The organism is Paenibacillus sp. P4_A9 (assembly GCF_056402415.1).
In genome coordinates this window covers 27,998-53,186 of record NZ_JBFUHL010000003.1, presented here as the reverse complement: position 1 = coordinate 53,186, position 25,189 = coordinate 27,998, and the positions used below count along the sequence as shown (strand labels likewise).

The 25,189-nt window shown below is 47.7% G+C and carries 18 protein-coding genes; 6 read left to right on the top strand and 12 right to left on the bottom strand.

The genetic code is table 11. The features are described 5' to 3' along the window. Nucleotides 1-23: 23 nt before the first annotated feature. From AC1DVJ_RS04085 to AC1DVJ_RS04060, 6 genes are all read right to left on the bottom strand, one after another. The gene (locus tag AC1DVJ_RS04085; RefSeq protein ID WP_477588560.1) at nucleotides 24-1,541 is read right to left on the bottom strand and encodes a glycoside hydrolase family 28 protein; all 1,518 of its coding nucleotides are present in this window, start codon (nucleotides 1,539-1,541) and stop codon (nucleotides 24-26) included. Between the two features lie 24 nt (nucleotides 1,542-1,565). Beyond that, entirely contained in the window at nucleotides 1,566-2,660 is a 1,095-nt protein-coding gene (locus tag AC1DVJ_RS04080; RefSeq protein ID WP_477588558.1) for a glycoside hydrolase family 88/105 protein, read from the bottom strand. Between the two features lie 53 nt (nucleotides 2,661-2,713). Continuing rightward, nucleotides 2,714-3,841: a hypothetical protein gene (locus AC1DVJ_RS04075; protein ID WP_477588556.1), complete on the bottom strand. Its 1,128-nt coding sequence runs from the start codon at nucleotides 3,839-3,841 to the stop codon at nucleotides 2,714-2,716. A gap of 2 nt (nucleotides 3,842-3,843) precedes the next feature. After that, nucleotides 3,844-4,719 carry a carbohydrate ABC transporter permease gene (locus AC1DVJ_RS04070; RefSeq protein ID WP_477588554.1) on the bottom strand — a complete coding sequence of 292 codons (876 nt, stop codon included), beginning with the start codon at nucleotides 4,717-4,719 and terminating at the stop codon, nucleotides 3,844-3,846. A 38-nt stretch (nucleotides 4,720-4,757) separates the two neighbouring features. After that, nucleotides 4,758-5,708: an ABC transporter permease gene (locus AC1DVJ_RS04065; RefSeq protein ID WP_477588552.1), complete on the bottom strand. Its 951-nt coding sequence runs from the start codon at nucleotides 5,706-5,708 to the stop codon at nucleotides 4,758-4,760. Between the two features lie 87 nt (nucleotides 5,709-5,795). Then, complete coding sequence (locus AC1DVJ_RS04060) at nucleotides 5,796-7,334, bottom strand: extracellular solute-binding protein (protein ID WP_477588550.1); 1,539 nt, start codon at nucleotides 7,332-7,334, stop codon at nucleotides 5,796-5,798. 298 nt (nucleotides 7,335-7,632) lie between these two features. Here AC1DVJ_RS04060 and AC1DVJ_RS04055 point away from each other — a divergent pair, with 298 nt between their 5' ends. Continuing rightward, the gene (locus AC1DVJ_RS04055) at nucleotides 7,633-7,719 is read left to right on the top strand and encodes a putative holin-like toxin (protein WP_081787580.1); all 87 of its coding nucleotides are present in this window, start codon (nucleotides 7,633-7,635) and stop codon (nucleotides 7,717-7,719) included. Between the two features lie 186 nt (nucleotides 7,720-7,905). Here the strand turns inward: AC1DVJ_RS04055 and AC1DVJ_RS04050 are convergent, their stop codons facing one another. Then, on the bottom strand, nucleotides 7,906-9,423 hold the full coding sequence (locus AC1DVJ_RS04050; RefSeq protein WP_477588548.1) for an extracellular solute-binding protein: 1,518 nt from the start codon (nucleotides 9,421-9,423) through the stop codon (nucleotides 7,906-7,908). A 155-nt stretch (nucleotides 9,424-9,578) separates the two neighbouring features. Here AC1DVJ_RS04050 and AC1DVJ_RS04045 point away from each other — a divergent pair, with 155 nt between their 5' ends. Then, nucleotides 9,579-11,903, top strand: coding sequence for a helix-turn-helix domain-containing protein (locus AC1DVJ_RS04045; RefSeq protein ID WP_477588546.1), 2,325 nt, complete (start codon nucleotides 9,579-9,581; stop codon nucleotides 11,901-11,903). Between the two features lie 179 nt (nucleotides 11,904-12,082). On the opposite strand, the gene AC1DVJ_RS04040 is transcribed toward AC1DVJ_RS04045, so the two are convergent. From AC1DVJ_RS04040 to AC1DVJ_RS04030, 3 genes are all read right to left on the bottom strand, one after another. After that, the gene (locus tag AC1DVJ_RS04040; protein ID WP_477588545.1) at nucleotides 12,083-12,379 is read right to left on the bottom strand and encodes a hypothetical protein; all 297 of its coding nucleotides are present in this window, start codon (nucleotides 12,377-12,379) and stop codon (nucleotides 12,083-12,085) included. Nucleotides 12,380-13,158: 779 nt separating this feature from the next. Further along, a complete protein-coding gene (locus tag AC1DVJ_RS04035; RefSeq protein WP_477588543.1) occupies nucleotides 13,159-13,998 on the bottom strand; it encodes a sugar phosphate isomerase/epimerase family protein in 840 nt (279 codons plus the stop codon). Nucleotides 13,999-14,074: 76 nt separating this feature from the next. Further along, nucleotides 14,075-15,148, bottom strand: coding sequence for a Gfo/Idh/MocA family protein (locus AC1DVJ_RS04030; RefSeq protein WP_477588541.1), 1,074 nt, complete (start codon nucleotides 15,146-15,148; stop codon nucleotides 14,075-14,077). Between the two features lie 121 nt (nucleotides 15,149-15,269). On the opposite strand from AC1DVJ_RS04030, the gene AC1DVJ_RS04025 reads away from it, so the two are divergent. Next, complete coding sequence (locus tag AC1DVJ_RS04025; protein ID WP_477588540.1) at nucleotides 15,270-16,157, top strand: helix-turn-helix domain-containing protein; 888 nt, start codon at nucleotides 15,270-15,272, stop codon at nucleotides 16,155-16,157. A gap of 68 nt (nucleotides 16,158-16,225) precedes the next feature. Here the strand turns inward: AC1DVJ_RS04025 and AC1DVJ_RS04020 are convergent, their stop codons facing one another. Beyond that, entirely contained in the window at nucleotides 16,226-18,685 is a 2,460-nt protein-coding gene (locus AC1DVJ_RS04020) for a S9 family peptidase (protein ID WP_477588538.1), read from the bottom strand. A 179-nt stretch (nucleotides 18,686-18,864) separates the two neighbouring features. On the opposite strand from AC1DVJ_RS04020, the gene AC1DVJ_RS04015 reads away from it, so the two are divergent. The 3 genes from AC1DVJ_RS04015 (at nucleotide 18,865) to AC1DVJ_RS04005 (ending at nucleotide 21,791) form a co-directional block, all read left to right on the top strand. After that, nucleotides 18,865-19,608 (top strand): spermidine synthase, encoded by a 744-nt coding sequence (locus AC1DVJ_RS04015; protein WP_477588536.1) that lies wholly within the window; start codon nucleotides 18,865-18,867, stop codon nucleotides 19,606-19,608. A gap of 94 nt (nucleotides 19,609-19,702) precedes the next feature. Then, nucleotides 19,703-21,259 carry an ABC-F family ATP-binding cassette domain-containing protein gene (locus tag AC1DVJ_RS04010; protein WP_477588535.1) on the top strand — a complete coding sequence of 519 codons (1,557 nt, stop codon included), beginning with the start codon at nucleotides 19,703-19,705 and terminating at the stop codon, nucleotides 21,257-21,259. 214 nt (nucleotides 21,260-21,473) lie between these two features. Further along, the gene (locus tag AC1DVJ_RS04005; protein WP_477588534.1) at nucleotides 21,474-21,791 is read left to right on the top strand and encodes a DUF5658 family protein; all 318 of its coding nucleotides are present in this window, start codon (nucleotides 21,474-21,476) and stop codon (nucleotides 21,789-21,791) included. Nucleotides 21,792-21,904: 113 nt separating this feature from the next. Here the strand turns inward: AC1DVJ_RS04005 and AC1DVJ_RS04000 are convergent, their stop codons facing one another. Further along, nucleotides 21,905-25,177 (bottom strand): response regulator, encoded by a 3,273-nt coding sequence (locus AC1DVJ_RS04000; RefSeq protein ID WP_477588532.1) that lies wholly within the window; start codon nucleotides 25,175-25,177, stop codon nucleotides 21,905-21,907. Between the last annotated feature and the right edge of the window lie 12 nt (nucleotides 25,178-25,189).

The window sequence follows — 25,189 nt, the reverse complement described above, 5'->3', positions numbered from 1 at the left end:
CCCTTTATCCAATCCTACTTCCATCAATCAAGTGTGCGAACAATCTCTTTCTCTTCTTCCATATAGCCAGACTCCGTGGACTGCCGCCCAGTGAAGAACACATCCTCCGAACGAGCAACCCGCACAACCGGCGTCGCGGAATGTTGCCCCTTCATTTTAAGCGAATGAACATCGACACCCTTTACATCTTCCAAACGAAGAGCAGGACCCTGCCGCGTTTCAATACGCACATGATGAAGCTCCAAATCCGCTACATGCTTACAGAGCATGCCGTCGCCAGCCATGATGATTTTCTCTCTCACCATGTCAGGCTCATCCCCCTGCTCCGCGGGATCCGTCGTCATTTCGATGTGGACATGAGATAACTGCACGTCCCGAATCGGCATTTCCGGCAAACCGTAGAGGAAACCAGCAGCAGCGCGAGTGCGCTTCGCAGTGACTTGATGTATGCGTATATGTTCAATCACGGGTGTACTTTCGGTTACGGGAACCGCATTCGGGCTGCTGATCAGCGGATCGCTTTCGTCAACACCATGCCGATAGAACGAGTTAATCGTTAATGGGCAGAACACATCTTCCATGTAAATGTTGCTGATCAATATATTCTTGATATATCCGCCGCGGGCGCGATTTGTTTTCATCCGTATCCCACGATCGGTCCCTGTGAAAATGCAATTGGAAATAACCACATTGCGAATACCGCCAGCCATCTCGCTGCCGAGCACGACACCGCCATGTCCTCTCAGCATCGTACAGTTGGTAATCACGATATTCTCTGAAGGCTTGCCCACCCGTCTACCATCTTCATCTATGCCGGATTTGATGCATAAACAATCATCGCCTACATCGAAGAAGCAGTCGGATATACGTACATTTTGGCAAGAGTCGATATCTAGTCCATCGCCATTAGGCGTATCATTCGGGTTCTTGATCGATACCCCATGAAGCTGAACATCCGTGCAATAGACCAGATGTGTATTCCAGAACGGCGAGTTTTGCAAGGTGATGCCTTCGAGCCTGACACCTTCACAATCGATCAATTGCAGCAGCGGCGGCCTAAGAAATTGGGTGGACCACTCCACAATGTTGCTCTTCACCGATTCCAGCAAAGCCTGATTCTTCACCTTGAGCTCTTGCATCTGAGCAGAGTCCAATGTGCCGCCTTTGCGAATCTCACGATACGCCTGCCACCAAGCGCTGCCTTGACCATCGATGATGCCGTCGCCTTTGATCGACACCTTCTTCAAGCCTCTACCATAAATGAGCGGGGAGTACCCGTAGCATTCATAGCCCGACCAGCGCGTCTGTACAAGCGGATACTTGTCGAACTCGCTGATAAACATCAGCTTAGAGCCCGTCTCAAGCTCCAATGTCATGTAACTGCGCAGCTCAATCCGGCCCGTAAGATAAGTGCCGGCAGGAACGTACACCGTTCCGCCCCCTTGTAGGGAGCAGGCTTCAATCGCCGCCGCGATAGCCTGCGTATTATCCGTTTCGCCATCTCCGATAGCGCCGAATGTCGTAATATCATAGATCGCCATCGTCTGCTTCGCTCCTTCGGATCCTTACTTATTCAATGCCTGAACTTCAACGCACGCCATGACAAAAGCTCCCACACCATGCAGATCATTCTCACTCGTTGGACGCGTTACGTAATTCTCATAGTCCCCCGCAGATGTTCCAATACAAATCAGCGGCATAATAACTCTGCCTTGCTCGTCGAATTTCAACGTGCGCAGCAAGCCTTCATACCCCTTCACGGCTGCTTCCGCGCATTCACGGCCTACGACGCCGAGATTTACGGCTTTGGCAATTGTGTACACGAACAGACTTGTACAAGAGCTTTCAAGCCAGTTATCCGGCTGATCACCTTTGTCGATCACTTGGTACCAGAGGCCGCTTTCCGTATCCTGGTAGCGGATCAAGGCATGCACGAAGTCGTGCAGCGAGTTGACCAGCGCTTCGCGCCCTGGCTCACCCTCAGGCAGCTCGTCGAGGAATTGCGAAATAGCTAAGCCGTACCAGCCGAGTGAACGTCCCCAGAATTCCGGCGAGCAGCCTGTTTCGGGGCTCGCCCAAGACATGCGGCGGCTTTCGTCCCACGCATGGTACAGCAGACCCGTGCGCTCGTCCTTCATGTACTTGCGCATAAGCTGCTCTTGGTGCAGCACGGTTTGGCGCAAGTCCGTATCGCCGAAGGCGTTCGCGTATTTCAGCGAGAATACGCCGGCCATATATAAACCGTCCAACCACATTTGGTTGGCGTATTTGTCTTTGTGCCAGAACCCGCCTTCGGAGGTGAGGTTCAGCGTTTTGAGCAGGTTGCGCAGCTTATCCGCCGCAGCGCGGTATTTGGGATGGCCTGTGCGCTGCTCCAAGCGGAACAGCAGCAGCCCTGCTTGCATCGCGTCGAGCTGATCGCGAGCGAAGTAGAGATTGCCATAGTCGTCGACTAGACCATCGACATAGGCCTGAATATAAGCATCATAGCGGTCATCCTGCCCAGCTGCCGCGAGCATTTCCATGCCACAGAGAAATACACCTTGATGGTAATGCCAACGCCCTGCGGGCGGTAGCTCCATCGGTGTATGCATGTCCATGATCGAGTCGCAGGCAGCTTGTGCCCACTCCTGTGGTGTTTTCGTTTGAACAGTAGCCATGATGGGGATCCCCTTCCTAAATTAAGAAAATGGTAAATTTAAACGCTTCAATTTCAGCTCATGAGGTGGAAAATGGGCCGTTTCGTGAGAGCGGGCGCCTTCCTTCCAGCTAACTGGTAGCAAACCGAACGTATCAACAAGGCTTGTGTGCCAGCGTTCATATCACCTTCGACTTCGCCGCCCCCGATATGGACAGCCTTCGGCATGCCGGGGTAAAACTCCCCTGGCTTCACTTGCGCCACATTAGGTGCTGTTGGCGAATGCGCAAGCTCGCGGGAAAACCCGCCATCCGCACGAAGAAGGCGTTTCATATTCGCAAGCGTAATGGCGATGATCTCGCGCAAATCTTCTGCTGGAATGGACAATTTCATGTATGACAATAAATGAATCGGATTGCGAATATAGCACATATCGACCGCTTCCTCATGCCGCAAAGCGTAGAGGATACTTTGATAAATTCGATCCTCTCTAGGCAGCGGCACGTCAAAATGATCGTAGAAAATGTGCAGCTTGAACGTACCTGAGATTCGCACATAGTAGGAGCCTTCTCCCCATAAACCGGTAATGGGATCCTGTTTATTGGCAAAAAAACGGAAAGCTGTTTGCGCAAACTCAGCTCTGCGACTCGCCGGTTCCACTTGTTTCACATACACGCTGGAGGTGGAAAGACGATCACAGCCTCGCCAGCTGTTCGTTAGTACAACCGAGTTCAACCAAGCCAGATAGTCTTCTGGCGAAGACATATAGTTCGGGGCTTGCTGTGCCTCGTAAGGCAGTGCGTGAAGCGGCTGCCCGCCAAGCTTGCGCAATGCATTCAAGCTATAGCTGATTGCACGGGCAACCATCACTTCATCTTCACGCATGAGCGGATTCTCGTCATAGAAGTAGCCCGACGATGATTCCTGTTTGCTTTGAAAGAAACGAATGCAGCTGTCTTTCATGGCCACTGGCACTTCTGCCAGCCAACCGCAGCGTTCCAGAATGTTCAATGCCTGCGCCGTGGATTCAATGTCAGGAACGCTGCTCGGCAGCCGTCTGGAGCTTGCGGCGTAATAGAACCCGCCGCTTTCCGCATCCATTTGCCCGCTGAGCCACGCTCCAAAGCCATCAAACAATCCATCCATCTCGGTTAACAGTTCACTGATTTCCTTGCTTAAATCGCGCCCTTGTCCTTCTCTCATCATTACCCCTTAATGGATCCAATCATTGCACCCTTAGCAAAATGCTTCTGCAAGAACGGATACACGATTAGAATCGGAACTGTAGCTACGACGATAACGGCCATTTTGATCGACTGTGCTGGTGGTGGTGTTGCGCTATCCAAGTCCGAACTCACGTCCAAACCGCTGGCAAGGACGACAATTTGACGAAGCAAAACCTGAATTGGCCATTTGGCACTTTCATTGATATAAAGAATCGCACTCAAGTACGTGTTCCAATACGTTACCGCATAGAACAACGAAATCGTCGCAATCGCAGGCATCGATAAAGGCAGAACGATACGGAATAGAATACCGAAGTCGCTGCAGCCGTCGATTTTCGCCGACTCCTCAAGCCCCTCAGGAATGTTCTGGAAGAAATTTTTCAAAATAATTAAGTTAAACGCACTGACTGCTGTCGGAAGAATCAACGCCGCGTAGGTGTCGATCATGCCAAGCTCCTTCACAACGAGAAACGTCGGAATCAAGCCGCCATGAAACAACATAGTGAACACAACGAGGAACATAATGACTTTACGTCCATCCACATCTCTGCGTGCCAAGCCGTAAGCCATCAACGCCGTGATGAACATACTGATCACTGTGCCGATAACCGTCGTCCCAATTGAGACCGCCATCGCTTTAAATATGGTATTTGTTGAAAAAATAAATCGATATGCCTCGATACTCCAGTCCGTCGGAATGAGGACGAATTTCTTCGTCGCCATTTCCGCACTCGTCGTGAAGGAACCTGCCACCACGTGCACGAACGGGATGATCGTAATCAATCCGATGATCGTTAATAACAAATAGTTGATGATACCGAACATTCTGCCGGCTAATGTTTTATCTTCTACCACAACTTCAACCTCCTAGCTGCTTTACGCTCTACTCAAGCTTAGTAAACGCCTTCTTCGCCCATTTTCTTCGAGATTCGATTCACAATCATCACGAGCGCAAGTCCAATGAATGATTTGAATAAACCAATCGCTGCGCTGTAGCTGAATTGACCTTGTTTCAGACCTGCTGTATATACATAAGTATCAATGATCTCAGCAACTTCTCGGTTCATGGAGTTAAGAAGTAAGTACACATGTTCAAAACCGAGCTCGAGAACCGCACCAATTTTCAAAATTAATAAAACAATAATGACACTTCGGATCGCGGGCAACGTAATGTGCCACACTTGTCTAAGCCGTCCTGCACCATCCATACGAGCAGCTTCATATAACCCAGGATCAATGGATGCAATCGCTGCTAAATAGATGATTGTTCCCCAACCTGCTTCACGCCAAATAACTTGCAAAATATAAATCGGTCTGAACCATTCTGGAGCCAGTAAGAAGTTCACTTTTTCTAAGCCGAAATATGAAATCAACTCATTAATAATACCGCCGTCCATGGTCAGCATAACAAAGCTGATGGAGACGATAATAACCCAAGACATAAAGTGAGGCAGGTAAACAATCGTTTGAAACACTTTCTTAAACAGATCCCCTCTGACTTCATTCAGCATGAGCGCCAGGATAATCGGAATCGGAAAATAGAATACGAGATTCATAACAAACAAAATTAACGTATTGCTCAAAATGTTGAAGAAATCCGGCTCTGTAAACAAGCGCTTGAAATGCTCCAAACCGACCCATTCACTCCCGGTAACACCTTTGAAAGGCTTGTAGTTCTGGAAGGAAATAATCAGTCCATACATCGGAATGTATTTGAAAACGATAAAATACAAAATCCCCGGCAGCAACATGACATAAATCCATTTATTTTTCCAAAGGCGTCTGCTCAGCTCACTGCTTGACTTCCTAGCGACCACGCTTTGTGTTACTTTCACTTCTTGCATAGGACTTCTTCCTTTCCTTAAAAGGAGAAGACTGCCGCGGTTTCAGCAGCCCTCTCGCCTTGACTTTTCAAACATTTTGTTGCTGAATTACTTTTTAGCTGCGTTGTATTCCTCGATGATTTTGCTGCCACCACGAGTTTTCCAATCTTCAATCGCTTTCTCAAAGCCTGCTTTATCGATTGTTCCGTAAATGTACTTGTTCGTTGCATCAGTGATAACAGCTTGCGCTTGAACACCTTTTTCAAGGTTTGTTTTGGAATCAAGTGCTGCTACTGGGTCTTGCACAGCGAACTTCAGGTTGGCAATTTTCAGCTCATCCGCTTTTCCTTGCGCAGGGATCGTTGGAATACCCAAGAATCTTCCGGATGTATCTTCGTCACCAATCGCTGCATCTGTGAAAGGTTTCACTTCGCGTGTCCACTTTTCTTCATCCAGCTTCTTCGCTTTGTTATCCGTTACACTGTAGTTCACATCTTTAATGCCCCAGTTCGCCATGTTGGCTACTTCTGGTGTCATCATTTTGTCGAAGTAAGCTAATACTTTACGAAGATCAGCTTCCGTTTTATTCGCAGATTTAGGGAATAGAACTACGTTTGCATAACCAGGTAGCGCCCATGCTGCGAATTTGCCGTCAGGTCCAGCAACCATACTGTGAACATCTACGACAGCTGCGGGTACGTTTTTGACCAAATCTTTGTTTAGTGTGGAAACGTCCGTCATTGCACCAATGTACATGCCGGCTTGGCCGCTAGTGAACAACTTTTGTTGATCTGTTTTACTTGTTGCCGCGAAGTCTTTGTTGATGTATCCGCCATCACGCATTTTCTTGAAATAATCCATCGTCGCTACATATTGTGGGAACATGAATTCAGGAGCTAGCTTGCCGTCCTTAACGCCCCAGTTATTCGGTGTGCCCTGCCAAGCAGCAATCGTTTTGAATGCGCCGTAGATCAAATCGTTACGATCTGTAAGTCCGATGGTATCTTTTTTGCCATTTCCGTCAGGATCGTTTTCCGTAAACGCTTTCGCCATTGCGAACAACTCATCTAGATTTGCAGGAGGTTTCAAGCCTAGCTTATCCGCCCAGTCCTTACGGTAGATTAGACCTTGACGAGCAATGTCTACACCGCGGTACAAGGAGTACAATTTGCCATCCACTTTCGTATTATCATTCGTTGTGGATTTCAACTTGCTAAGGTTCGGGAAGTCTTTCAAAAGAGGTCCGATTTCCCAGAACTGTCCGTCACGGATTGCCCCTTTCATTTGAATAAACGTCGCTTGATTCTTCAAGTACGTCGCTTGTGGCAGAGCGCCAGTTGCGAAAGTCGTATTCAGCTTCTCTTCATACGTGTCTGCCGGGAAGAATTGATACGTAAGCTTCGTGTTCGTCAACTTCTCAAGTTCTTTAATAATGGTATCTGGTGGTGTTTGTGCCGTATTAAGTGGTGCCATAATCGTAATCGCTGTAGGCGTATTGTCTGTAGGTTTCGGTGCCGCTGTTGTCGTTGCTGCTGTTGTTGCTGCCGCTGATGTTGATGCAGGCGTTTCTTTCTCTCCGCATGCTGCCAAAGCAAAGCTGGAAACGAGTAGAACGCTAACTGGAATCGTGACTAATTTTCTCTTCATATCGGTTTGACCTCCGTGAAAATGTGGTGTGCTACAACTCACACATTACACGGTGCAAGATGGGTACCGAAACAATCATTTACTCATATAACCTAGGTCTTGCGCAGGATGGGAGCGACATGTGAGATGATGATTATCGAGTGGGGAGATGATTATTAGGGAGATTTGTCGAAAAAACTACTCACACACATTAAAAGGAAAAAAAGAAAGAGTCTACCAATTGGCAGACTCTCTATGATATATTTAGTTGGTACAACTCAACTTGTGTGCGGCTCCCTCCGGAAAGGAGGTTGATGCCATGGAAACTTTCCAAACGATAATCGTTATGCTCGCGTTCGGTACGTTTATACTGGCGCTTCTAACATATATCGAGAAACGAAAGTAACCCACTCAAGCTGACGGCTTAACCAGTGGGTTACACCTTGCAACTACCTTGGAGGTTGCCCACCAAATGATTGTACAGGAGACGTGTTAGCCGCACGTCTCTTTGTTATTTATAATCTTATCACGCCTGTTTTATACACGCAACTCACTTGTTTGCCTTGGAGTAAGACGTATCACAAGGCTCACTTCACTTCTTCGCATACGCCTCATTATACTCCGTGATCATCTGATTCCCGCCGCCGCGCTTCCAACGCTCGATCTCTTGCTGGAAGGCCGCTTTATCCAGCTTGCCTAAGATATAATTATACGTTGCGTCAGAGATGATTTTGTACAATTCGACACCTCGCTCATCATAAGTCTTCGACTCAATACCCAATGTCGGGTCCTTAACCGCATATTTCTCATTATCCAAGCTAAGCGTATCCGCCAGCTGGGACAATGACTCACTCTCCACAACGGGAATGATATTCGGGTTGTTCAGATCAGCAATCATCAACGCATACAGCGCATTGACCTCATTGACACGAATCTTCGACGTCTCTTCGGAGAGTTGGATTTGCCCATTTTTGACCGTATAATGACGTCCCTCCAAGCCATATTTCATGAGATTGGCGACATCCTTATCCATCGTCCGATCAAAAAACTGCAGCATCTGCTTAAGTTCCGCCTCGGTCCTTATGGCCTTTTTAGAAAACAAATATAAAGCACTATAATTAGGAATGGACCAAATTTGGAACCCCTGCGGCCCTTCAATATGATTCACCAGCGTTAATCTGGCCTCGGGATTCACTAACTGCGCCTCATCCGAAAGACGCTGCACATCCTGCATACTGCCGATGTATACGCCAGCTGTGCCGCGAATCAACTTATCCCGCTGCACTTCTTTACTCGTCACGGCAAAATCCGAATTAATCAGCTTCTCGTCATACAGCTTCTTCATGAAATTCATCGCGTCTACATACGACTTTGTTTCAAACTCTGGTATAAGCTTGCCACCCGAAACACCCCAATTATTCGGTGATCCAAAGTAGGAGCTGAGTGTTTTAAAGGAACCGAACACCAAATCATTGCGGTCCGTTAACCCAATCGTATCGTCATTTCCGTCGCGATCAGGATCGCCGTAAGTGAACGCTTTTAACACTTCATATAGTTCATCCAGATTGGTCGGCTTTTTCAATTTGAGATTATTCAGCCAATCCTCACGAATAATAATCCCCTGCCGAGAGGACGGGCGCTCGGTGTATAAGCCATATATTTTGCCATCAACAGCCGCCTGTCCCAAAATCTCTTTATTCAGCTTTTTCAAGTTCGGATACGCGGCTAAATACGGCCCAATATCCCAGAATGCGCCGGAACGGATCGAATTTTTCATCAGCATGTAATCCGTATATTTAACGTAGGTCGCCTTCTTCAACGAGTTCGTCGTAAGGGCCGTATTCATTTTATCCGTATAAATGCCATCTGGAACCCAGTTCAAATCTAGCTTCGTTTGCGTCCGATTCTCAATCTCTGTAACAAGCTCGTCTATCGGCGGATGCGGAAAATGAAGAGGTGCCATAATAGAAATAACAGGCCTTGTGCTTGTGTCATCTTTCGCTTTGGGCGTGTTGTCCTTCTGACAAGCGCTCATCAACATAAGGACAATTAGCGCTATACTCATTCGTCCCGTCCATAGGAACCGCTGGCCAAACAAACTACTTCTCATGCTAACTCCCCCTTGCAACAGCTGTGTTTTGGGCGGCAAATATGAGATAATGATTATCCCATTTGCAGATGATTATTGATCTGAACTGTACTCTTGACTACAATACATAGATAGTCTGACGAATGATTCTTCGAATAGATAAGGTGTTGGATACGATGCGCTCTTTAAGTTTTCTTAGCAAAATGACGATATTCAGCTTCCTGCTCAGTACACTGCCTGTTATCTTTATCGGCGCTTTTGCCTTCGTAACATCCTCTAGCGAGATCCAAAAAAATGTCAACGAAGGTAAAATGCAGTTAATCACCCAAATTAACTCCAATGTAGAGCAGAAATTAACCACTGTCAACCATACACTCAATCAGGTCATCAATTCCACCGTTCTCAAAAAGGCGATGGAAATGCCGCTGACCGTTACCGATTTCATGATGTACGATGATCTGCGAAGTGAAATTCGGTATATGCAATCTTTTGACACGAGACTGGAAGATGTTCTCCTGATCAATGCGAAACAGAATTGGATGATCAAAAATTCAGGGCTTTACCGTTTTGACAACTATCCGTTCGCCGATAAATTGATCTCGCTCATGAATGCCCAAGATAACAGTACGTGGACCCTGAATCCTTCCGAGTGGTTTTACACCGAAGAAAATGCGCGAAGCGTGACCTGTGACTATAGTATTTCGCTTGTCAAAAAGCTGCCAACGACCGGCCTGGATAAATACGGCTTGGCCTTAGCTAATATTCCCGCCTGCTCCCTGCAGGATATGATTCAAAGTGATTCCGAACACCCCGATGACATTGTCATCATCGATGAACAGCAGCGGATTGTGATGAATCGTGATCCGAGTCTGATCGGAAAAGCAATCACCGCGGCCGGTCTGACCGACCTGACACCGCTTGAAAATGAAGCTAGCGGTCAGTTCCGCGCCAGTATTCACGATAAACCTTATTCCGTTACCTACCTGCGTTCTAACCTGAACAACTGGACCTATTTATCCTTGACTTCGATCGACAGCTTGACCAAGGAATCCAGCAAAATCGGAACTTATACGATTTATATCTGCGTTCTGATGCTAATTCTCGCTTTGCTGCTCGCATGGCTAGTTTCGCGCAAAATGTACTCACCTATCCAACTCCTCCTGAATCAAATTGGGGGCTTGGTGACCGGAAATCAGCAGCGTAAAGCGAATGAGTTTCAGATGATCAGCGAGCATGTGCATACCTTGTTCCAATCGAAATCACAACTCGAAAAAGAAGTCCACCAACACATCGGCCAAGTGCGGACATTCTTCCTTATCAAGGCTTTTCAGGGACATATCAAATCGGCGGAGTTGTTAGAAAAACTTGCACAATTCGGCTATAGCGACCATATTGCCGCATGGAAAACGATGTCGGTCATCACCATTCAAATCGACGCCATCGACCATACCCGCTATGAGAAAAAGGATATGGAGTTGCTGCTCTTTGCCGTACACAACATGATGGAGGAGCTCATCCCTTCGGAACAGCGTTTAGCGCCGATACTCATTGATCAGACGATCGTTACTATGATCGGAAGCGCCGACTCGGTTGATAGTGATTTTCGCTCGATGGTGTACGCCCTGACCGAGCAGGTGCAGCAGCATATTTATAACTTCCTGAAGCTGCATATCTCCATCGGGATCTCTCTGCCGATTCATGCATTCAACCAGATGTCGCTAGCCTATAAAGAAGGGCTTGAGGCCTTGAAGCATCGCATCAAGCTTGGTGAGGGCATCATTATTCAGTATGAGAACATCAACTCCGGGAAGCATTACTTGAATTTGAACTATCCGAAGCCTATTGAGAACGATCTGATCGATAGCATTAAGCTAGCCGAAAAGGATAAATCCCGCGAGCTGCTGAAGCAGCTGCTGCATGCTGTGTTCGCGGCGCCGCTTTCCCCGCAGGAGTACCAGATCCCGCTGGCGCGGCTGCTTAACAACTTACTGATGATGATGCAGGAATCCGGCATCGCGTTGAATCAGATTCATCCGAACAAAGGCTCTTTGTTCGAAGAAGTTCTCGGCCTGCATACGACCGCCGAGGTCGAGGACTGGTTCTGGACCGAGGTCATCCACCCGCTGATCCGTATTTACCGCGACCGGCAGGATGCGCAGTACCACAACATTTCCGAGAAAATTATCGATCTCGTGCAGCATTATTACGATACCGACCTGACACTCGAGGAATGTGCTTCTCGTTTGCATTACAATGCGAACTATTTGAGCAGCATTTTCCGCAAAGAGACGAACTGCTCCTTCAGTGATTACTTATCGAACTACCGCTTCAACATGGCGAAAAAATGGCTCTCCGAGACCGATATGCCCATCAAGGATATCTCCTCGAAGCTGCGCTACAACAACTCGCAGAATTTCATCCGCTCCTTCCGCAAACAGGAAGGACTCACTCCCGGCCAGTACCGGGATAAGCAAAAAGAGGGCTTGCCGCCTAGTACGTAGGGCATGTTCGAATCCATTGCAAGCGCAAAGGCAAACAGCCTGCGAAGCCACTGTATACACACAAGCAAACAGCCTGCGAAGCCACCACATTGTTGTTGGTGGTTTCGCAGGCTGTTGTTCGTCTTGCGGAAATGGGGCAGCCTTGAGGGCTTGTCCACATGATCTACGTTTCTACGCTATTAAACGGAAACGACTTGGCTGGCTTCAACCGCTGCTTTCAGCGCAGCACGGTTGTCCCACAGGAAGGAGAGCACCTGATTAAGCTCCTCGAAAAACAACTCTTCCGCGTCCTCATAATCTTTCCCGACGCCATGAACACTAAAGCGTTCACCCTCATAATTCATTAAGGTCCATTGACCCCCACGTTTTTTATCAGCAAAAACAAGGTAAAGCTTCTTCCCTGCTGCATCCCACTCTGCGAAATCAGAGAAGTTGTCCAAAATCAAGCTGATGTCCTGTTTATTCTTAATTTGCATGATCTTATCTCCTTTTCGCTTTTTTTTAAATCGTACCCGAGTTTCCTTGAGAAGTTTGTCACACTTTAGGGACGAAATATAGGAATTTTTGTCGAAGGGGTTGCGTTAGGGGGCGGGAATCGCCGCGGAGTGCAGCTTCTGGTACCAGGTGACGCCCTTTAGCTGTAAAAACTACAGCTAATCTCGGCGGATTCACTAGATATCGCCACTTAGATGGATTTTATGCAGTTAAAATCAAGCATTTCAGCGTGAGGTCTGAAATATGCGGAAAATAACTGGAGGAAATCCAGTTATTCCTCTCAACACGTGGATCTCCCGCAATTTAACGGGAGAAAATCCAGTTATTAATAACAGACCGCCCCAAGAGCATCACCCATGGACAAATACAGCGTTTTCCTTCCATGACGTCAAAAAGGCCCCTTTTGAGTATTTAGCTACTTGTAGTACCGATCCATTGGATTTTCCCAATGGAGCTGAGTTCTGATTAGTTCGGGTTGGCGGTTCAGAGGCCAAGGGGACGGGGTTCAGGGTTCGGTGAAACGCTCCGTTGAGGGGTTGGGTTGGGTTGGGTTGGGTTGGGTTGGGTTGGGTTGGGTTGGGTTGGGTTGGGTTGGGTTGGGTTGGGTTGGGTTGGGTTGGGTTGGGTTGGGTTGGGTACGAGGCTCTGGGTCTCCCACTTGTACATATGACAGAATTACCAATTTGCTGGACTGCTCCCTCATCCACCATCACCAATAAAATCAAAAAGAGCGAATCCCAAAAGATTCGCTCCACACTCACTACTTAATCCCCGCCGCGGCATAGACCTTGTCGAAGCCAGCCTTAGACCGCTCCACCAGACTCTCCGGAGAGTCCGTCGGAGGCTCGGCTGTCAGGATCTCCTGCGCTACGGCGCCGGTATAGCCAATACGCTGCAGTCCTTGCAGGAAGCCTGCCAGATCAATGACACCTTCCCCCGGGTACACGCGTCCGTTGTCAAGCACTTCCTCCACCGGCACGTCCGGCGCATCGTTGATGTGAACGTGCACGATCTGATCGGCGCGGAGCTTCTCGATATCCGCGACGGTCCCACCAATTGTGTACCAGTGCAACGAGTCGAACAGCAAGCCCACGTTGCGCTCACCGATCGCATCGATCCAATCCAGCGTTTCATCCATCGTCCAGATGAACGGATGCTTCCACCGTGTCCGCAAATGATGCGGACCGACGAACTCCAGCCCTAGGCGGATGCCGTAAGCGCCTAGGATTTGGGCGCACGTGCGCAGTCTGCGCGTCGCGAGCGCCATGAAGTGCGCTGCCCCGAGATCCGTCGAGGGCAGCACATACGTGCAGCAGCTCGTGCAGCCGAGCGCTGCTGCCGCTTCCGCGGCTTGGGCCAGCTTCTGCAGGCCGCTCAGGAACGCCTCTTCCGTGGTCCGCCATTCCACAGGCAATCCAATGGACCCGACGACGAGTCCATTCTTCACTAACAACTCCCGCGCACCAGCAACGGTGTGCGCTTCTACCAGGCTCAACGCGTCGATATCGACCGCTTGGAAACCATATTTTGCCGCTAACTCTATGAATTGCTCGTTACTCTCGATCTGGCCAAGCCCTGCTCTCGTTAATCCTCTAAGCATTGAATATCCCTCCTAATCGTTACCTGCTCTATGTTTTCTTTATATTGTTCTATCTTTCACGATCCCATTTCCACACTTAATTCCAGTTCAACTTAACTTCACTACCTGTACGCGAAGACTCATAGATCGCATCGAGAATCAAATTGTTCGTATATCCAGAAAGTGCGGATGTAATCGGCTGCTTGCCTTCACGAATACACGCCAAGAAATGGGCGCTGAGTCGTTCACGCTCTCCTTCATCATTCTCAGGCTTCTTCAGCTCCGTTTCGATTGCACGGTTGAATTTCTCCGTCAACAACTTCCCTGTAGCTCCCTTGTAGCTAGCTCCGCCGTCAGAGCCCATGAGGTGAACGAATGGTGTGTTGTCCGTATCCATGTGCACCGCCCAGCTCACTTCAAGCGTCAGCGTGCTGCCATCCTCCATACGAATCAGCGCAGTTGCCAAATCCTCTACATCGTAATAACCGTTCCAGTTCGGTGTGCCCCATGTGCCAATCCCTTTACGGCGCGGCCCGAATTCCGCATACGTTGCACCAACAACAGAAACTGGTTTCGGATTCCCCATCAAATAGAGGGCCAGATCCAACATATGAACGCCGATATCGATCAAAGGACCGCCGCCAGACTCGTCCATTTTGGTAAACCAAGTTCCCCAACCTGGAATGCCTTTGCGGCGGAACCAGCCCGTTTTGGCCGTGTAAATTTTGCCTAGCTCACCAGCTTCAACCTGCTCTTTAATTTGCATGGGAACGGATTCCCAGCGCATTTGGTGACCGATCATCACGATTGTGTTCGTCTTAAGGCTCGCTTCATATATTTGTTTCGCCGCTGCAGCACTAATGCCCATTGGCTTCTCGATAAGTACATGTTTACCCGCTTCAATCGCTTGTACAGCAAGGGAGGCATGGTATTGATTCGGTACGCCAATAATGACTGCGTCGACATTCGAGCTTTGAATAAGCTCCTCAGGTGTGGCTGCCACATAGGCAATGCCGTGCTCTTGCGCTTTCGCTTCTGCTAAAGGCAAGTACGCGTCTGTAATCGCCGTAATTTCGCAGAGATTGGCCAGCTTCGAAAACTGCCGAATATGAACGCCGCCAATATTTCCTGCACCAATAATCCCAATTCTAATTTTGTTAACGCTTTCCACGATTCGTTCCTCCTCATAAGTACACGCTGTTGATCTGCTTTTATGATAAAATAAGATCACTAAGAAGTCGTACCATATATTCGGAAAACGTCCCATTTTTTCGAAGGAGACCTGATAGATCATGACTTATTTTCCGGATTATTTTAAAACGTACCCTAATATGCACTCCCCCTTCCCTTTTCACCTCAGTCGAAATACTCTGGAGCGTGGCTTTCGCGCACACCGTCATGATTTCCTAGAGTTTTCTTATGTGGTGGAAGGACGCGGCGCAGAAACGATAAATGATGTGAAACATGCGATGGTGCCAGGTACTTTTACCTTTGTGCTGCCTTATCAGGTACATGAAATTTTTACGGATCCAGGTCACAAGCTAGTTCTCTTCAATAGCATGTTCAGCATGGATCTCCTCATGGAGCCGGGGAACGATCAGGGATTATCTGATCTTTTTAATGACTCGAATGGATTGCCTGCTTATGTGCAGTTCGAAGGGGCCGAGCAGGAGCAGATGACCGCAATCATCGAAGATATGATGAAAGAATATCACGGGGACGAGCGTTACAGACAGACATTACTGAAGGCAAAATTGAAGGAGATTCTGATCCGATTCGATCGGAGACGGTTTGGACATGCAGGTCAGGAGGAAGAAGCTGCGATGATAGTCAAATCCCCCTCACGATCCAGCCAAGCCGTGTGGCCGATCATTCACTATATCCATCGGAATTATCAAGAGGATCTCGCCTTATCCGATCTAGCTTCGCGCTTCTCGATGAGCGTTTCACGCATCAGTGAGGTCATTAAGCAAACGACGGGGCAGACCTTCGTTCACTTCCTTCACGACCTCCGTCTGCGTCATGCCTGCAGCCTGCTGGTCTCCACCGATATGAGTGTCACGGAGATCGCATTGGAGGTTGGCTATGGCTCGTACAAAACCTTTTCGCGGATTTTCCGTGAGAGTAAGGGCATCGTGCCGAAGGAGTATCGAAAGGTTGAGCATGGGCGATCGGTGTAATGTACAATGACACAAAAAAGCATCAAATCCACTACAGTGGACTTGATGCTTTTTCTTAATGCACCTTCTTAGGCCGCCTTCTTCTTGTTCTTCACATTCTTATTTAGAAAATGGATAAGTGCCTGATAAAAATCGCGAACATTTTCTAGCTTTTGATAACCATGCCCCTCATTTTTCTTCAGCATGTAAGCAACGTCAACATCTAATTTATGCAATGCTGCGACCATTTGATCCGACTCCGCTCGATTGACCCTAGGATCATTCGCGCCTTGCGCAATCAGTAGCGGCGCTTTGATTTGGTCAATATGGAACAGTGGTGAGACGCTTTCAAGTAGCTTCTTATCTTTGACAGGGTCGCCAACCTGTTGATACATGCGTGGACGACCAATTTCCCAGTAGGGTGGCAATGTTTTCATGAAGCTTAGTAGGTTCGACGGCCCAACGAAATCAACGCCAGCTGCGTACAAATCCGGCGTAAACGTCATCCCTGCTAGGGTTGCATATCCGCCGTAGGAGGTTCCAAATATCGCCACACGCTCAGGATCTGCAGTCCCCCGACCGATCAACCAGTTCACACCGTCGGTAATATCGTTCTGCATCGTTAACCCCCACTGCTTATCGCCAGCGTGCTCGAATGCCTTGCCATAGCCTGTTGAACCGCGGAAGTTCAGCTGCAAGACGGCATACCCTTGGCTAGCCAATAGCTGGACTTCCATATTGTAGCCCCATGAATCGCGGGACCACGGTCCTCCATGCGGATTAACTACGACAGGTAACTGCTTGGCAGCAACACCTTTAGGAAGCGTCAAGTAGCCGTGAATCGTTAATCCATCTCTACTTTTAAAAGAAATCGGCTGCATGTCCGCCATCTTCTTCTCATCAATTTTCGGCTGAATATCACCAATTTTATCTAACTTGTCCCTGATACGATCGTATAAATAATAGCTGCCGTACGATTTATCGCTTTCCGTATATAAGAGCAACACGTCCTTGTCCGGCGACCCAACGAGCCCCCAATGACGGGTTTGTAGTTTCTCTTCGATTTTGCGTGACATCGCTTCGAATTCATTGTCTAAATAATGCATCTGTACATCATCAGTCTCATAGGAGACAGCTAGAATCGATTGCTTTTTGTAAGACACGATGAAATTATCAATATCCACATCGTCATTCACATAGATGACTTCCGTCTCTTTCTTGGTGACAGGGTCATATTTCACTAAAGCTTGCTTGTCACGCCCGACGTTTGAAGCTGCGTAGAGTTGTTTATTATCGAACGTAAACATGACTGGAACAAAGGAGTCTTTCGCATCGAATTCGGCTATTTTCTCAAAAGATAAACGTTCACTTTCCCGATAGATAAGACCAGTCTTTTCGCCATCTCTGTCGATCCCAGCCCGAACTCTCCCCCAATTGTCTGTTAGCCAATACTCCACATTGCCGGGATTCTGCACATGCATAAAGATTTCTCCTGTGCTCAGTTTAACCCGATACACATCCATGGCTTTCGGATCCTGCTTATTCATGGTCACTAGAAGCTCAATGTCGCTCTCGTTCTTTGCAGGCAGAACATCGAGCAGAGAAGCTTTTACATTCGTATACGGCGTCAGATCGCGATCATCCGAACCATCCACACGCACAACCCGAAGATGTGTATTTTCCGTACCGCCACTATCAATCACATAAACGATCAAGTTATCCGTAATCCAAAATATACGCTCAATATTTTCATCTTTCGCGCTTGTAATCCGTGTACTCTGCGTTTCTCCAACTTTCTGGATGTAGATGTTCATTCGATTTTCCCATGGTTGCAAGAACGCCAACGATTTGGAATCAGGGGATAGTCGCACCATCGCCTTATCCGGCATCTTCAAGAAGTCCTCTAAGGGAACGGGCCCTTGGGTGGTTTCTTCTTTTTGAGCTATTGTCCGATATAAAAATAAGACAAGCTGCGCACGCGTCACCTGATCCTGTGGCATAAAAGCCACTTGCTCGGTAATAAAATGCTGCTTCAGCTTCATAACATCGTCGTGATGCGGCTTACCGATCGTAGATTCATCCTTAAGCCATGCCTGGATGCCATTATCTTGGAGCTGAAAAGCACGCACAAGCAAGCTCGCCATCTGTTCGCGTGTAAGGAAAGCATCCGGTTGGTACATCCCCTCATTGCCCTGCACGATGTTCAGCTCTTGCAAAGCATTAACAGCTTCCGCATAGGGACTCGTCTCCGTTATGTCTGTAAAAGCATTCAACGCTTTCGGTTTGTTCAGCTTTAGTGATTTACTGAGCCATACAGCAGCATCTCCTCGCGTAACGGCATCATCTGGATGAAAGTCACCGTCCGCTTTAGCCTCGATCATGCCTAGCTCTTTCAGCATAACAATTTCTTGACTCGCATAATGCGTAGCTGGTACATCTGGATAGGCGACGATATCGCTGCTAGCCTGCGCGCTGATTGGAACGACTACGACGGCAATCCATACCGCAGCCAAAATTGAAGCGACGCTTTTTCGAAAAAAAATGTCCATGTTCAGCCCCCTGTAAAGTCCATACAACTAATAGGTAATACATTGTATTATATACCAGAAAATAGTGGATTGATAGACTCATAGCGTAGATTTACGGCTATCGCTGAGCATGGCATTGCAGCTTGCTAGGGTATGATATACTGTCCACATATCTTGCTTATTGAAGGAGCATACGACCTGTGGACGTGCTATATAAGGAACTAACCGCCCATCATGACATCTCCATATACGACACCAACACCTTCTCGGGTGCAAAAGGGCGTTTCCGCATCCTGGAGTTTTCCAATCATGCCATGCAAGGCGCGATGGATTTGGAGCATCCGGATCGCATTCTATTCGAATATCCAAGAGCCATGATTCATCTCTTACAAGCTAACAACCCCAGCTTCCAACGTGTTTTCCTAATCGGACACGGTATCGGCACCATCGCTTCGCATCTGAAGGAGAAACGCTTTACTGTTGCGGAGCTGGACGAGCTTGTCGTGGATCTGAGCAGGCGCTACTTCGGTTACAGCCGAGACAACGTCCTTATCGGTGACGGAAGACAGCTCCTTCATAGCGAGCCCCGTCGCACCTATGATTACATCCTTGTCGATGCTTTTACCGAAAAAGGCACACCTAGGTCGTTAACTTCTTTAACCTTTTTTCAAATGGCTACGCAAAAGCTTGACGCCGAAGGCGCCATCCTCCTGAATCTCATGGGAAAAGGTGACAATGACCCGCTCCTCGCAGCGATTCATACCACACTTAGTGAGGTGTTCACTTCCGTCAAAGCTTATAAACTTCCGTCCGAGGGACGCCGCGACCTGCAGAATTTCATCCTGATGGGTCAAAATAAGCCGATCACTTGTCACATGCGCCATATGGCTGGCTTCGTTGAAACTGAGCTTGGCTACGGGCATATCCTGATGGATGAAGCCTAATTTCCTTTTTTTATTCACTTGGGGGAGTTGTTTGCTTCCTATTGTTTATAATAAAATGTAAGAAGAAAAAAGTTCAATAGAAAAGGTGTCATTCATGAGCATATTAAATGTAGAACGACTTAGTCACGGCTTTGGAGATCGCGCGATCTTCAACGATGTATCCTTCCGCCTGTTGAAAGGCGAGCACATCGGACTTATTGGCGCAAATGGTGAAGGGAAATCCACCTTCATGAACATCATTACCGGGAAGCTTCAGCCAGACGACGGGAAAGTCGAATGGTCCAAGCGCATGCGCGTTGGTTACCTAGATCAGCATGCGGTGCTGAGCAAAGGGATGACGATGCGCGATGTCCTCAAGGGAGCTTTCCAATATCTTTTCGATATGGAACAAGAGATGAACGATATGTACGGTCGTATGGGCGATGTTTCACCTGAAGAGTTGGAACGTTTGCTCGAAGATGTAGGAACGATTCAAGATACATTAACGAATCAAGATTTCTACATGATCGATGCCAAAATCGAAGAAACGGCCCGCGGTCTGGGTCTGACAGATATCGGCTTAGATAAAGACGTGAATGACTTGAGCGGCGGGCAGCGGACGAAGGTTTTGCTTGCGAAGCTGTTGCTGGAGAAGCCAGACATCCTGCTCCTCGATGAGCCTACGAACTATTTGGATGAGCAGCATATCGAGTGGTTGAAGCGTTATCTGAACGAATATGAGAATGCCTTTATTCTCATTTCCCATGATATTCCGTTCCTGAACAGCGTAATCAACTTGATTTACCACATGGAAAATCAAGCATTGAACCGCTATGTCGGCGACTACGACCATTTCCTAGAAGTTCACGAAATGAGAAAATCCCAGCTGGAGTCCGCGTACAAACGCCAACAGCAGGAAATTTCTGAGTTGAAAGACTTCGTTCAACGTAACAAAGCGAGTGTCGCAACACGTAATATGGCGATGTCCAGACAGAAAAAGCTCGACAAGATGGATGTCATTGAGCTTGCCAAAGAAAAACCAAAGCCACAGTTCAACTTCAAAGAAGGACGTACGGCTGGTAAGCTCATTTTTGAAGCGACAGATCTAGTTATCGGTTACGACACACCATTATCCCGTCCGCTGAACCTCCGCATGGAACGTGGTCAGAAAATCGCGCTCGTCGGTGCCAATGGTATCGGTAAGACGACGTTGTTGCGCAGTATTTTAGGCGAAATCCCGGCTTTGGCGGGTTCCGTGCATAAGGGCGAGAACCAGCAAGTTGGTTACTTCCAACAGGAAATTAAAGAATCCAATAACAACACGTGCATCGATGAGGTTTGGAACGAGTTCCCTTCGCTTAACCAATTCGAAGTGCGCGCGGCGCTTGCCCGCTGTGGACTAACAACGAAGCATATCGAGAGCAAGATTGTCGTGCTCAGCGGTGGAGAGAAAGCCAAGGTTCGCTTATGCAAGCTGATCAACCGTGAAACGAACCTGCTCGTACTCGATGAGCCGACGAACCATTTGGACGTCGATGCGAAGGAAGAACTGAAGCGTGCACTACGCGCTTACAAAGGCAGCATCATCCTAATCTCACATGAACCTGATTTCTATCGCGATGTCGTGACGGAAACATGGAACTGTGAGTCCTGGACGACGAAAGTATTCTAAGCCACGCGAGTCCTGAGGAGCTTACCCCATCAACGCGATGAGGTAAGCTCTTTATCTTTTACGCGGCAGTGAACTGGACAACTCCGCCCCAAGATGATACATTATGTATCAGATGATGTATCTCACTCCTACCCCTGCACCCCTACGCAAATCTCTGGAACACATCCGAATGAAGCCACGGAAAGCGAGGAATCGTATGCTTGTTTTTCGATTCTTGTTTAAGAGCAAAATGTTGGTATTGCTGCTCATTCTCTGTTTTTTTGACGCGCTATTTACCGATATTGGCCTGCAGCTAGCCTTTATCCAAGAAGCAAATCCGTTCATCCGCAGTGTATACGAATGGCATGTCATCGCTTACTATCTCGTGAAGCTCATATTCCCTGTCGCTTTCATGTTGATGTATCCCTATATCCGCCAGAAATACTGGGTGCAGCCCTGCATAACCCTTACCGTCATTGTTTATGCTGCCGTCAACGTATACCATTTCGTCTGGTTATCTTATGGACTAACGTACCTCGCTGGCAACGCTTAGTACTCTTCGCTACTCATCGTAGCAATCATAGAGGCCTGATGTACGCCAACCGACTCTCTCGGTATCCACGTTGCATTAGGCCTCTCGGTCTGCCAAGCTTTCAACATCCATCGCTAACTCAGATGAGCTTCACTTACCGCCGCTGCGTCGCTGCGCTTTCCAAGAGTCCTGTCAATCTCTTGCTGTATACGCTTCAAGATGGTTAAGATTTCCCGTGGGTTGATACCATTTTCCAGCTCTTTCTCCATAGCGAGTACCTCTGCCACTAACACTTCCGCGTAGAAATTCACGGCAATCCCTTTCAGCGTATGGATCTTCCTTTTAACCACAACCTGTTCCCTACCGATAATATACGGGGTGAGTTGGTCATAGAAGCTACTGTAATCTTGCCTAAATTTCTCCATCATATATTGGAAAATATGCAGCTTATGATCGATATTCCTCATCAATTGCTCCGTACCAACACCTTGATATTGGTTTAAATAGCTCAATTGATCCCATTTTCCCAGCATGTCTGTCAACTGCTGTTCCGAGATGGGCTTGATGAGCAGATCATTCATTCCCAGCTTCAGCAGCTGCATACGATCCTGCATTAGCATATTCGCGGTGAGCGCTACGATAGGTACGAGATTCAAGTTCTTACGCTGTCTTAACTTCTGTGTCGCCTCATAGCCATCCATCTCCGGCATATGAATGTCCATCAGAATCAGCGTCCACGCTTGCTTGTCAGCCATTTCTAAAGCTTCAAGGCCATTCTGTGCCATAACCGTGTGATAGCCTAATTGCCTTAATTGCTCAGAGATAACAAGTTGATTGATTTCATTGTCCTCTACCACGAGAATGTTCCCTTTGTACGCGTTTACCTGTTTCTCTATCGTGTGAGTCACCAGACTAGGTTCCGTTACTATGGATCGTGTCTCCTGCTGAGCTAACCCGTCGACGGCCATCTTCAGATTGGCTCTGCTCACTGGCTTCACGAGCACAGCATCGGCCTGTAAGGCCTCTGGCAACTCCGACATCAGCTCTCTGCCATCGAGTGTCGTATAGGCGATTATCTTCGTACGTGAGCGGTCGATGGGTGCCATCACTCGCTCTAATCCATCTTGATCCTGGAGATCCTCCATTTGCATATCAAGAAGAACATAGTCCATTGGTGCGGCATTCCAAGCATCTTTCTCCAATGCGGTTACTAACTCTGACGCTGTCGTTACGCATTCTGTTTGCAAATGCATAGCTCCAAGCAGTTCAGCGATATGCCCAGCAACAAGGGGATGATCCTCAGCAATCCGAATTCGCTGATTTTGAATAGAACTTGGCTGCGCATGCGATCGATGAGGCTTCGCATCCTCGTCATCAGTACGAGATTTCCCTAGCATTAAGTTAAAATAGAATCGGCTGCCTTGGCCAAGTGTGGAATCCACCTGCAAGACACTGCCCATCGACTGTACTAAATGCTGGCATATGACAAGCCCTAATCCGGTCCCCCCATATCGCCGACTCATCGACGTATCTGCTTGTGAGAAAGGGACAAAGAGCTTCGAGAGCTTTTCCTTCGAGATTCCGATGCCAGTATCCTCCATAACAAACGAGATGGAGTAACCCTCATCTGACGTTTCCTCCAGAGCCACTTTCAACCTCAAATAACCCCTCTTGGTAAACTTAATCGCATTATTCGTTAAATTAATGAGCACTTGCTCCAATCGAAACGGATCGCCGCTGACAAGATCTGGGAGATTCTCCGACGTGTCGAGCATAATCTCGATTCGCTTCTTGCCTAGCGATACACTCGCAAGATCCGCTACCTTTTGAAGCGATGCCTCTAGGGAGAAATCTACTGTTTCTAGTGACATTTTTCCCGCCTCAAGCTTCGAGAAATCGAGAATATCGTTAATCGTAGCGAGCAGAACATTCGAAGATGAATCGATTTTACTCAAATAATCCTTTTGAAACGCAGATAACTCTGTTCGTTGTAAAAGCAGTGAAAGACCGATGATCCCGTTCAGTGGTGTGCGAATTTCATGACTCATCCTTGCTAAGAACTGACTCTTGGCCCTGTTGGATTGATCCGCTTCTTCCCGCTTCTTCAGATCCGTAATATCGTGGATCGTTCCCGTTATGCCATCAACCTCCGTTTCCCCATCTGTGAATAGCGGGGATAGTGTGACATTATAGGCATGCTCCGACCCGTCCGGATGTATAAGGTGGATACCGAACTGTTGTGTTTTCCGCTCCAAAATCGTCTGTTCGAACCCCATCTCCCACGTCTCAGGCTCGTCCATCTGGACCAATTCTGTTAGCAGCTTACCTTTCACTTGGTCGGCATCCATCTGGTATGTAAGGTACATCTTGCTGTTGGACGAGGCAATCGTACCATCTAGTTGAAACCGGAAAATGAAATCTTCTGAATTTTCGACCAATGTCCGGTACTGCTCATCCCTAGCCCTTGCTTTAATTAAAGCTGCACGATGCTCCGTGACATCACAAGCAGACCCAATTAACTCCGTCACAAGACCGAATTTATAGATTGGCTGTAGACTTACTAAGATCGTAAAGCCATTATAGTCATACTCGAAATTGACGCGTTCTCCCTGCCATGCTGTCTCGTAGTATTGTTTGCTACGAGTCTGAAAGGATTCGTTGAACACATACACTTCGCTTATTTTTTTGCCAATAAATTGACTAGGATGTAAGCCAAGCATCTGCAGCAGCTGTCCTTCGATCACTACGTAAACGTATTCATCACGGTGTTTATTTAGCTTAAACGTAAACCCCGGCTGAGAGCGCAGCATATCAATCAGCTCTTCCTCTACTTGCCGAATCTGCTGCTTATATTCCCGATTTCTAACCAAATATCGCATGAAGCAAGCAATCACAAAGACACAAATCAACTGATAGCTGATGTATTTCCAAATGATGTCGATTGACGTCCCGTACACCATCCAAACCATGGCATAATAAAAAACGAAAAAGAACATTGATCCAGACAACCACTTCATCCAATAGGATCTTATTTTAGCAAAGATGACGCCTGTTCCTGTAATCGCAGCGACGCCAGTCAAGAGCAACGGCACAGAAATCGTGCCATCCACGATGAATTTTCCTACCCATAGACAGACGAAGGTAATGAATAAAGAAATCATACCTCCCATATAGGCGGCCAACAGCAAACCGACACCGCGGAAATTCAGACTTACTTGCGGGGCTATTTGAATACTGAAATTCATTAGAACGACCACGAGCGCCCCATGCGCCAAACCTATATAGACTTTATTTAACCAGGTTGGCCTCTGATCAAGCTTCATGAGAATAAAGAAATGTTCCACAACTACAACAAACACGGTTATTAACGCAAAATTAATAATCAAATCATGTAACAGAGCAATCACCCACCCGTTTCT